This is a genomic window from Alysiella crassa DSM 2578 (genome assembly GCF_000745955.1).
GTDB lineage: Bacteria > Pseudomonadota > Gammaproteobacteria > Burkholderiales > Neisseriaceae > Simonsiella > Simonsiella crassa.
This window is the reverse complement of record NZ_JQKH01000083.1, coordinates 1-9,990: the sequence shown is the minus strand read 5'-3', so window position 1 is coordinate 9,990 and position 9,990 is coordinate 1. Positions and strand designations below refer to the sequence as shown.

Genomic DNA, 9,990 nt, shown 5'->3' with positions numbered 1-9,990 from the left:
TCGTGAGAAAATTAATACGATACCACTGAATTGATGCGGACTTCTTTTTTTATTGTACTTTTTTTGTCGTGTACTGAAAGGCAGCCTGAAAAAAAGGCAGTCTGAAAACTACATCTAATTACTGATTTTGATGTAATCTACAACACTTTGTTTCTTCTCTACGCTAAAATAGTGGCTACATGCGGTTTCATTTTTTAATAAAAAGAGATAATGATATGAATACAAACACAAAACCAAGTGATGTGTACTTTTTTGGAACATGTTTGCTGGATATGTTTATGCCCGAAGCAGGCATGGACGCCATTACCCTAATTGAACAACAAGGCATTAAAGTGCATTTTCCTATGGCGCAAAGCTGCTGCGGTCAGCCTGCCTACTCATCGGGACACCCCAAAGAAGCCTTTGAAGTCGCCAAAGCACAACTGGATTTGTTCCCTGAAAATTATCCCATTGTCGTGCCGTCAGGTTCGTGCGGCGGCATGATGGCACACCATTGGCGCAAATTATTTGCAGGCAGCGAATTTGAACAAAAAGCCAACCAAATCGCCGACCGCGTGGTGGAATTTACCCATTTTCTCATCAACATCGGCTACACGCCCGAAGACAAAGGCGAACCAATTAAAGTTGCCGTACACACATCATGCGCGGCACGGCGCGAAATGGACGTACACACAACAGGTTGGAAATTGATAGACAGCCTGAACAATGTAGAACGCATCGTCCACGACCACGAAAGCGAATGTTGCGGCTTTGGCGGCACATTTTCCGTGAAACAAGCCGACATTTCAGGCGCAATGGTTGCCGACAAAGTCCAAGCACTCAAAGACACCCAAGCGGCTGCCATTGTCAGCGCAGACTGTGGCTGTATGCTCAATATTGGCGGCAAAATCGCCAAAGACGAACCGAATATGCCGCGCCCCCAACACATCGCCAGCTTTTTGCTGCAACGCACAGGAGGCAAAGCATGAGTGCCGCACGTTACAATATTTTAAACAAACTCAAAAAAGCCAACGCCAGCCCAATCCGTGAGCCAGAAGTATTTGAATACTATGAACAAATGTCGCCATCATGGGAAAGCGACACCGCGCGATTGAAACATTGGGCAAACGCAATGAAAGCCGTGAAAACCGAAATTTTTTGGGTAACACGCGATAATTGGACGGCAGCCTTAAACCAAGTCATTGAACAAAAAGGCTTACAAAACATCTTGTTGCCCAAAGACACCGACAATGGCAAACTGGCAACGCAAGCCGTTCAAGCAGCAGGCAAATGCGAAGTGCTCCATTTTGACCGCCCCATTGAAGATTGGAAAGACACCTTTTTCCAAGACATTCAGGCAGGTTTTACCGATGTGCGTTGCGGCATTGCCCACACAGGCACGCTGATGTTGTTCCCCACGCCAGCCGAGCCGCGCAGCCAAAGCCTTGTGCCGCCCGTGCACATTTGCCTGTTTGACGCGAGCAAAATGTACGACACATTCCACGCCGCCATGCACGGCGAGAAAATGGTGGACGGTATGCCCACCAATGTGGTGTTGGTATCAGGTCCGTCCAAAACGGCAGACATTCAGCTCACATTGGCATACGGGGCGCATGGCCCGAAAGACATGGTGGTGTTGGCGATTTTGCCTGATGGCGTGAGTGAGAGCGATTTAACGGATTGATGATGTAGGGTGCGTACCATGCACCAAAATATTGAAATGATTTGGGATTTGGTGCGTGATACGCACCACCCTACATTGAATGTTCAGGCAGCCTGAAAAGCAATTTTTAAAGAAAAAACAATATGAATATCATCAACGCAATCATCACATTAGTCCAAAATCCTGTTACCGAATTGGTCAGCCACTACCAAAACCGCAATCGTGCCAATCAAGCTGGCGATGCCTTGGAACAATACATCAAAGATGTGTTTTCAGGCAGCCTGAATTTATCGGAAACCGAAAGGATACAACGCCATAGCGAAGTTTTTTCCTATTTGGGCAACAACAGCAATCCGCCCGATATGATGTTGAAAAATGGCGATGCGATTGAAGTCAAAAAAATTGAAAGCCCCAATTCGGCTTTGGCATTGAACAGCAGTTACCCCAAAGCCAAACTGTTTGCCCATAGCAATATGATTTCAACGGCTTGTCGCCATGCTGAAAATTGGCAAGAAAAAGATTTGATTTATGCAGTGGGCGTGGTAAACAAACAAAATCAACTCAAACAGTTGTGCATGGTTTATGGCGAAGATTATTGCGCCGATGAAGAATGTTATCTGCGTATTAAATCCACGATAAAACAAGGTGTTGAAAATATTTCAGGCGTGGAATTTGCCGAAACCAATGAATTGGGGCGTGTTAATCGGATTGACCCATTGGGCGTAACTTATTTGCGTGTACGCGGCATGTGGGGTATTGATAATCCGTGGTCGGTTTTTCACTATGTTTATCAAAAAGATACAAGAAAAGCATTTAATTTTATGTGTTTGATTAACGAAAACAAATGGCAAAGTTTACCCAATACACAAGATTTATTGAATTTACAAAACAATAACTTAATTATTAGTGATATACAAATCAAAAATCCGAATAATCCAGCGCAATTAAAAAATGCCAAATTGATTTGTTTTAGCAGATAAGTCTATGAAAGTAATTAGTTTATTTAGCGGTTGTGGCGGTTTAGATTTGGGATTTGAACGCGCAGGTTTCCAGATTGCCGTTGCCAACGAATACGATAAAAGCATTTGGGCAACCTTCAAAGCCAATCACCCCAAAACCAAATTGATTGAAGGCGATATTCGTCAAATTCAAGATACTGATTTTCCTGATGATATTGACGGTATCATTGGTGGGCCACCGTGCCAATCGTGGTCGGAAGCAGGCAGCCTGCGTGGCATTGACGATGCGCGTGGACAGTTATTTTTTGATTACATTCGCATTTTAAAAGCGAAACAGCCCAAGTTTTTTTTGGCGGAAAATGTGAGCGGTATGCTTGCCAATCGCCACAATCAGGCCGTACAAAATATTTTGAAAATGTTTGACGAATGCGGCTATGATGTTGATTTAACAATGGTTAATGCCAAAGATTATGGCGTGGCACAAGAACGCAAGCGCGTGTTTTACATCGGTTTTCGCAAAGATTTGAATGTGAAATTTCGGTTTCCAATCGGTTCAACCATTGACGATAAAGACAAAATCACGCTCAAAGACATTTTGTGGGATTTGAAAGACACGGCCGTCCCCGCATTGAGTAACAATAAAACCAATCCACAAGCGGTCAATCATCACGAGTATTTTACAGGCAGCTTTTCACCCATTTTCATGAGCCGAAATCGCGTGAAAGCATGGCATGAACAAGGTTTTACCGTGCAAGCATCTGGACGACAATGCCAACTGCACCCCAATGCACCTAAAATGGAAAAAATTGGTACAGATGCTTACCGTTTTATTCAAGGACAAGAACATTTGTATCGCCGAATGAGTGTGCGCGAAGTGGCGCGTGTTCAAGGCTTTCCAGATGATTTTGTTTTTATTTACAATAATTTGAATGATGCGTATAAAATGATTGGCAATGCCGTACCTGTCAATTTGGCGTATGAAATTGCGCGAGAAATTAGGCAAAATTTGATGTGAATCTTTTTTCAGGCAGCCTGAAACCCCATTTTTATTAAATTAATCAAATAATAAGGAACAAAACCCATGCAACCCCAAACCGTCCACTTTATCCCCGAAACCTTTAAGCAAAACGCCCGCACCGCGCTGGCAGACACGCCATTACGCAAAAGTCTGCGCACCGCCATGGATATGCTGATGACGCGCCGCAAAAACGTGTTGTCCAACGAGCAAGAATTGCAATTATTGCGCGATTTGTGTGAGCACATTCGCAAGCGTTCGCTGTCGCGGCTGCCTGAATTGCTGGAACAACTGGAAAGCAATTTGCAAAAACTGGGCGTGAAAGTCCATTGGGCAGAAACCCCACTTGAAGCCTGCCAAATCATACACGGCATCATGCAAGAAAAAAATGGCAAGCTGATGGTAAAAGGCAAATCCATGGTTAGCGAAGAAATTGAGTTAAATCATTATCTTGCCGACCAAAATATCCAAGCCATTGAAAGCGATTTGGGCGAATACATCGTGCAAATGGCAGGCGAAAAACCCACCCACATCGTCATGCCCGCCATTCACAAAACCAAACAACAGGTTAGCGAATTGTTCCACCAGCAAATTGGCACCGAATTAACCGATGATGTGGACAAACTCACAGGCTTTGCGCGTATGGCGTTGCGCGACATTTACCGCACCGCAGATGTGGGTTTGAGTGGCGTGAATTTTGCCGTAGCCGAAACAGGCACGTTGTGTTTGGTGGAAAACGAAGGCAATGGCAGATTGTCCACCACCGTACCGCCCGTGCATATTGCGATTACGGGCATTGAAAAAGTGGTGGCAAAATTGTCCGACATTCCGCCCTTATACAGCCTGTTGCCGCGCAGCGCGATTGGTCAGCCCATTACCACTTATTTCAACATGATTACAGGCCCACGCCGTTGCGAAGAGCTGGACGGCCCCCAAGAAATGCACTTGGTTTTGCTGGACAACGGTCGCAGCCAAGCCTATGCCGAAGACCAAATGCGTCAAACTTTGCAATGTATCCGTTGCGGCGCGTGCATGAACCATTGTCCTGTGTACACGCGCATTGGTGGCGCGGCTTATGGCACGACTTACCCCGGTCCAATTGGCGAGATTTTGTCGCCCCATTTGTTGGGTTTGGATAAAACGCGCGATTTGCCGACCGCTTGCTCCATGTGTGGTGCGTGTGTGGAAGTTTGCCCTGTACGCATTCCCATTACCGAGCAAATGCAACGCTTGCGTGTGGAAGCCCAACGCAGCCCCGATGAAACCGTGTCGCACCCCATTAAAGGGCAAGGCGCGTCCCATTCATTTGGCGAAGAATTGGCGTGGCGTGTGTTTGATGGGATTTTTTCGGGGAAAAAATCCTATCGTGCCTTGGGTTGGACAGTAACCAAATTCAGAGGTTTGACACCTGCTTGGCAATTGGACTGGACGAAATTCCGTACGCCGATGAAACCTGCGGAAAAAACACTCCACCAATTAATCGCAGAAAAACAGCAAAAGAAATCGTAAATGCGTAAATTTTATTTTCAGGCAGCCTGAAAGTATGCACCAAAATACCCGTAAAAATTGTCGTGTACTAAAAGGCAGCCTGAAACCACCAAACCTGTTCTGCTATTTCAGTAGAACAGGTTTTTATTTAGATAAATGGAGTAGTTAATCCAATTTATTCATACATGCCATACCCGTTTCAGGCTGCCTGAATGTTGCAAAAAGTAGTACGATTCATCTGTTTAAATCACATTAAAATTCAATTGTTTTTCATAAATCTTAATTTTTGTGTAGTAGAAAGTAATTGACGAAAACATGGGCTTTTTATAGAGTGCCATATTCTTTGTTTTTAACATCTCAATATTGGAGAATTTTTCATGGAAACTTGGACGCAGAATTATGCGGCGGTCGGCAATAGTACGGTTTTAACCGCGCTGATTGCTTTGCTACCCATTATTTTCTTCTTCATTGCGCTCACAAAACTAAAATTAAAAGGTTATATGGCGGGTTTGTATACGCTTTTGATTGCTTTGGGTGTGGCGATTGTCGCATTTGGTATGCCTGTGGGCATGGCATTGTCTTCGGCGGTATACGGTTTTGCTTACGGTTTGTGGCCGATTGCGTGGATTATCATTACTGCCGTATTTTTGTACAAAATCACGGTAAAAACAGGGCAGTTTGACATTATCCGTTCTTCCGTGATTTCCATTACCGAAGACCAACGCTTGCAAATGATTTTGGTGGGTTTCTCTTTTGGTGCGTTCTTGGAAGGCGCGGCGGGTTTTGGTGCGCCTGTGGCGATTACGGCGGCTTTGTTGGTGGGCATGGGTTTTAACCCATTGTATGCGGCTGGTTTGTGTTTGATTGCCAATACTGCGCCTGTGGCGTTTGGTGCGATGGGCATTCCAATTATTGCAGCAGGTAAAGTTTCAGGTTTGGATCCATACAATATTGGTCAAGTTGCTGGTCGCCAATTACCGATTTTGTCTGTTATCGTGCCATTTTGGTTGGTGGCGATGATGGACGGTATGCGCGGTATCAAACAAACTTATCCTGCTTTGTTGGTGGCTGGTGTGTCATTTGCTGTTACTCAGTTTATTACTGCGAACTTTGTCGGTCCAGAATTGCCTGATGTAACGTCTGCATTGGTGAGTTTGGCTTGCTTGTCTATGTTCTTGAAAGTATGGCAGCCTGCAGAAATTTTTACCTTCCAAGGCATGAAAAAACCTGAAGCACGCAAAGGCTCTGGTTACACCGCAGGTCAAATTGCCAAAGCATGGTCGCCATTTGTGATTTTGACCATTTTCGTGAGCTTGTGGACAGTAAAAGGCTTGAAAGACGTTTTGGATAAAGCCACCATTTCTATTGACTGGCCTGGTTTGCACAATTTGGTGTTGAAAGCCGCGCCGATTGTGAAAGACCCAACCCCTTACGCAGCCGTATTCAAATTGAATTTGTTGAGTGCGGTGGGTACGTCTATCTTGTTGGCGGCAATTGTTACCATCATTTTCTTGAAAATGAAACCTGCCGAAGCCGTGAAAACCTTTGGCGAAACCTTGCATGAATTGCGCTTCTCCATCTTGTCTATTGGTTTGGTGTTGGGTTTTGCGATGGTGGCGAACTACTCTGGTTTGTCTTCTACATTGGCTTTGGTGTTGGCCAATACGGGTGCGTTGTTCCCATTTTTCTCGCCATTCTTGGGCTGGTTTGGTGTGTTCTTGACAGGTTCAGATACTTCTGCAAACTTGTTGTTTGGCAGCCTACAAGCAAATACCGCTAATCAAGTCCATATGTTGCCCGAATTGGCAGTAGCTGCCAATACCACAGGTGGCGTAACAGGCAAAATGATTTCGCCACAATCTATCGCGGTTGCTTGTGCGGCGGTGGGCTTGGAAGGCAAAGAGTCTGACTTGTTCCGCTTCACCGTGAAACACAGCTTGATTTTCTGCGTATTTGTGGGCATTTTGACCGCCGCGCAACATTACTTGTTGCCATGGACGTTGGCGTTCTTCACTAAATAATTTTAATTAAATAATCAAAAGGCAGCCTGAAAACTGGGAAACTGGTTTTCAGGCTGCCTTTTGGTATTTTTTGGGTAATGTGAATGCGGGCGCGGTTTGAGTTTGGCAAAATGTTCACATAAAAAAATGGGCAAATGTGAATTTACCCATTGAATCCATTTACCGTTCCCAATTCATATCCACCACCACAGGCAAATGGTCGGAACGCGAAAATTGCGAAACGTGTGCCACCCCTTTCAGGCAGCCTTTCACAAAAATATGGTCTAAAGTTTGACTCGGTTTCCAGCTTGGATAAGTGTGCGCCGTGTCTTCCAAACGCGTGTAATCAAAATCGGTCAGCAAATGCAATTGTTCCGCTTCGGGCGGGCAATTAAAATCGCCCATCAAACACACATGTTCATAAGGTTTCAAAGTTTCCCGAATAAAACGAATTTGCTTAAACTGGTCCATCGCCCCCAAACTCAAATGCACATTCGCCACCACCATCTCGCCAAACGGCATTTGCACCGCCGCCGCCAACATTCCCCGACCCTTAATCCGCGATGGCAAATGCGTGTTTACCACTTGGCGTAGTGGCATTTTGCTCAAAATCAGATTACCATGCACCGACAGTTTGCCCACCACCCGATTAATCTGGCACACATGGTGCGTAAACGGCGTTTGCGCCAAAAACTGATTAACCTGATTTTCATAGCCATTGCGAAAACCACCCAAATCCACTTCTTGCAAACACACCACGTCAAAAGGGCTGATGTATTGCGCGATGTGGCGCAGATTGTCCCGTTTCGCTGGTGTGGGGAACACCTGCCGATGTAGCCGCGACACATAGCTCAAATAACTGTCGGACGCGATGGCAGCCTGAATATTGTAACTTAAAATTTTCATATTAAACTTTCAGGCAGCCTGTCATTATTTTGCCGCACATTTGCCGCACACGCCCGTCAGCACCACATGTTCTTCCTGCAACACAAAGCCCGACTGCCGCACCGCCGCTTGTAATGCCGACCATTCCGCCGTCAAACCCTGTTCATCCACCGCGCCACATTCCGCACACACCAAAATAAAACTGCTGCCATGCGCCGCATGCTCATGCTCACAATGTCCCGCACATTCATGTTTCACATGATTGCACAAAATATAACCGTTTACCGCAGGAATTTTGTGCAACACGCCCAAGTCCGCCCAAAAGTCCAACGCCCGATAAGCAGTCGGCGGCGCAACCACGCTGCTGCTCACGCGCTGCATTTGCGCCAACACCGTGTACGCCTTAATCACCCCTTCCAATTGCAACACAATATCCAAAACCTGTTCACGCAAAGGCGTGATTTGTGCGCCTTTGGCTTTGCATTCGGCTAAAATTTTTGCTTTCATGGGAAACATTGCTCCGTCTATTGATTGATATTTGATATTTATTACGAAGCCCAATCATACCATTTTCGCCTATTATTAGGCAGCCTGAAAAAAGTAAGGCTTTGATTATTAGAAAGTGTTTGCTTGATTGCAGAAAAGATTGTTGTTAATATTCTGAACAGAAATATTTTTAAGAGAAAACCATGAAATTATTGTCAATCAGTATGGTGATGAGCAGTCTTGTCTTATCCGCGTGTACCATTCAATCCACGCCCAAACCGCGCCCCAATACATCAAATGAAATGTTAAACCTGATTAACCAAGCCCGTTCACAAGCCAGACAATGTGGTGGTCGCCATTTTCAGGCTGCCCCACCTTTGCGCTGGAATGACGCATTGGCAAGAGCCGCCCAAAAACACGCCCAAGACATGGCAGACAATAACTATTTTGAACACAAGAGCCGAGATGGACGTAGCCCATTTGAACGCATGAAAGCAGAAGGCTATCGCTATATGAGCGCAGCCGAAAATATCGCACAAGGCAACCGCAATGCACAAGATGCAGTCAATAACTGGCTGACAAGCGCGGGGCATTGTGCAAATATCATGAATCCAAACTTCCGCGAAGTGGGTATGGCGGTTGCCCACAATAAAGCAATGTATGTTGCCACGCCGCGCATTTATTGGGTACAAAATTTTGCTGCACCACGATAACTATTATGATATTCAGGCTGCCTACCTATATTTTCAGGCAGCCTGAAACAACTTTATTAATCCATTTTTTGATTTTTTGATTTCGTTGCACCGTTAAATCCAATAAATTAATTGCCCCCAAATCTTCAATGAATGCTTCACGATGAGCGCACAAGGCAAGAGAAACAGGTCGCCAAAACCAAGCATTTTTAGGTTTGACAAATAAATTAGGGGATACCTTTGCCCATGTGGTACATAAATTGACAATCTTCACGCAAAAACACCTTCCGTTCACGCCCAAATAGCCCAAAGAACACCACTTCCTTGTGGCTGATTTCCGCAAAATTTCCACAAGACAAGCCAAACCACCACGCTTCCGTCAAATGCGCCCAAACCATACACAATATAAGCAACCCAATACCGATCCAGCCCATCACATCGCCACCTGCCTGATTGACTTTAATAGCACACAAACTCGTTGCCACAAACCCAATCCCAAACGATACCCCGCCCCAACACATTGCTGCTATCCATGAAACTTTATACAATCGGTGACTAAACCGTTGAGGCGTTTTGCTCGGCTGAACGAATAATGTCGGAAGTGGAGACGGATGATATTTTTTTGGACGTTTATAACGCGGTATGCGAGATTTCCCCATGATAAATTTCCTTTTTTCATTGTTTTCAGTTTAATATTTTGCTTGAATTAGACCCTTGTTTCAATTTTCAGGCAGCCTGAAAGCCGCGCAGTGTGTGTTTTTTACATTGGTGTGAATTTTTCTTTCAACAAAATTTCATTGTAAATCATGGATATTTGGTTGGG

Annotated in this window: 10 protein-coding genes; 7 read left to right on the top strand and 3 right to left on the bottom strand. The window is 45.1% G+C overall.

Annotated elements, in window-relative coordinates:
* The first annotated feature begins 215 nt into the window (after positions 1-215).
* The 6 genes from Q338_RS10525 to Q338_RS10500 all read left to right on the top strand — a co-directional run bounded on the left by Q338_RS10525 (position 216) and on the right by Q338_RS10500 (position 7,125).
* Entirely contained in the window at positions 216-968 is a 753-nt protein-coding gene (locus Q338_RS10525; RefSeq protein ID WP_034295170.1) for a (Fe-S)-binding protein, read from the top strand.
* Complete coding sequence (locus tag Q338_RS10520) at positions 965-1,663, top strand: LutC/YkgG family protein (RefSeq protein WP_034295168.1); 699 nt, start codon at positions 965-967, stop codon at positions 1,661-1,663. The genes Q338_RS10525 and Q338_RS10520 overlap by 4 nt, the downstream gene beginning before the upstream one ends.
* 122 nt (positions 1,664-1,785) lie before the next feature.
* Positions 1,786-2,622, top strand: a complete 837-nt coding sequence (locus tag Q338_RS10515; protein ID WP_034295166.1) for an NgoPII family restriction endonuclease — start codon at positions 1,786-1,788, stop codon at positions 2,620-2,622.
* A 4-nt stretch (positions 2,623-2,626) separates the two neighbouring features.
* Positions 2,627-3,616, top strand: a complete 990-nt coding sequence (locus Q338_RS10510) for a DNA cytosine methyltransferase (RefSeq protein WP_034295164.1) — start codon at positions 2,627-2,629, stop codon at positions 3,614-3,616.
* A gap of 66 nt (positions 3,617-3,682) precedes the next feature.
* The gene (locus Q338_RS10505; protein WP_034295162.1) at positions 3,683-5,125 is read left to right on the top strand and encodes a LutB/LldF family L-lactate oxidation iron-sulfur protein; all 1,443 of its coding nucleotides are present in this window, start codon (positions 3,683-3,685) and stop codon (positions 5,123-5,125) included.
* Positions 5,126-5,481: 356 nt separating this feature from the next.
* Positions 5,482-7,125, top strand: coding sequence for a lactate permease LctP family transporter (locus Q338_RS10500; RefSeq protein WP_034295160.1), 1,644 nt, complete (start codon positions 5,482-5,484; stop codon positions 7,123-7,125).
* 159 nt (positions 7,126-7,284) lie between these two features.
* Here the strand turns inward: Q338_RS10500 and Q338_RS10495 are convergent, their stop codons facing one another.
* Together Q338_RS10495 and Q338_RS10490 are read right to left on the bottom strand one after the other, a co-directional pair.
* A complete protein-coding gene (locus Q338_RS10495) occupies positions 7,285-8,010 on the bottom strand; it encodes an endonuclease/exonuclease/phosphatase family protein (protein ID WP_034295158.1) in 726 nt (241 codons plus the stop codon).
* 24 nt (positions 8,011-8,034) lie between these two features.
* Positions 8,035-8,505: a Fur family transcriptional regulator gene (locus Q338_RS10490; RefSeq protein ID WP_034295157.1), complete on the bottom strand. Its 471-nt coding sequence runs from the start codon at positions 8,503-8,505 to the stop codon at positions 8,035-8,037.
* A 173-nt stretch (positions 8,506-8,678) separates the two neighbouring features.
* On the opposite strand from Q338_RS10490, the gene Q338_RS10485 reads away from it, so the two are divergent.
* On the top strand, positions 8,679-9,188 hold the full coding sequence (locus Q338_RS10485) for a CAP domain-containing protein (RefSeq protein ID WP_034295155.1): 510 nt from the start codon (positions 8,679-8,681) through the stop codon (positions 9,186-9,188).
* 206 nt (positions 9,189-9,394) lie between these two features.
* Here the strand turns inward: Q338_RS10485 and Q338_RS10480 are convergent, their stop codons facing one another.
* Positions 9,395-9,826, bottom strand: a complete 432-nt coding sequence (locus tag Q338_RS10480; RefSeq protein WP_147293682.1) for a hypothetical protein — start codon at positions 9,824-9,826, stop codon at positions 9,395-9,397.
* Positions 9,827-9,990: the final 164 nt, after the last annotated feature.

What these genes read in the sequence shown, in the direction of transcription:
- Q338_RS10525 (WP_034295170.1), top strand. Translation starts at nt 216, where the DNA reads ATGAATACAAACACAAAACCAAGTGATGTGTACTTTTTTGGAACATGT.
- Q338_RS10520 (WP_034295168.1), top strand. Translation starts at nt 965, where the DNA reads ATGAGTGCCGCACGTTACAATATTTTAAACAAACTCAAAAAAGCCAAC.
- Q338_RS10515 (WP_034295166.1), top strand. Translation starts at nt 1,786, where the DNA reads ATGAATATCATCAACGCAATCATCACATTAGTCCAAAATCCTGTTACC.
- Q338_RS10510 (WP_034295164.1), top strand. Translation starts at nt 2,627, where the DNA reads ATGAAAGTAATTAGTTTATTTAGCGGTTGTGGCGGTTTAGATTTGGGA.
- Q338_RS10505 (WP_034295162.1), top strand. Translation starts at nt 3,683, where the DNA reads ATGCAACCCCAAACCGTCCACTTTATCCCCGAAACCTTTAAGCAAAAC.
- Q338_RS10500 (WP_034295160.1), top strand. Translation starts at nt 5,482, where the DNA reads ATGGAAACTTGGACGCAGAATTATGCGGCGGTCGGCAATAGTACGGTT.
- Q338_RS10495 (WP_034295158.1), bottom strand. Translation starts at nt 8,010, where the DNA reads ATGAAAATTTTAAGTTACAATATTCAGGCTGCCATCGCGTCCGACAGT.
- Q338_RS10490 (WP_034295157.1), bottom strand. Translation starts at nt 8,505, where the DNA reads ATGTTTCCCATGAAAGCAAAAATTTTAGCCGAATGCAAAGCCAAAGGC.
- Q338_RS10485 (WP_034295155.1), top strand. Translation starts at nt 8,679, where the DNA reads ATGAAATTATTGTCAATCAGTATGGTGATGAGCAGTCTTGTCTTATCC.
- Q338_RS10480 (WP_147293682.1), bottom strand. Translation starts at nt 9,826, where the DNA reads ATGGGGAAATCTCGCATACCGCGTTATAAACGTCCAAAAAAATATCAT.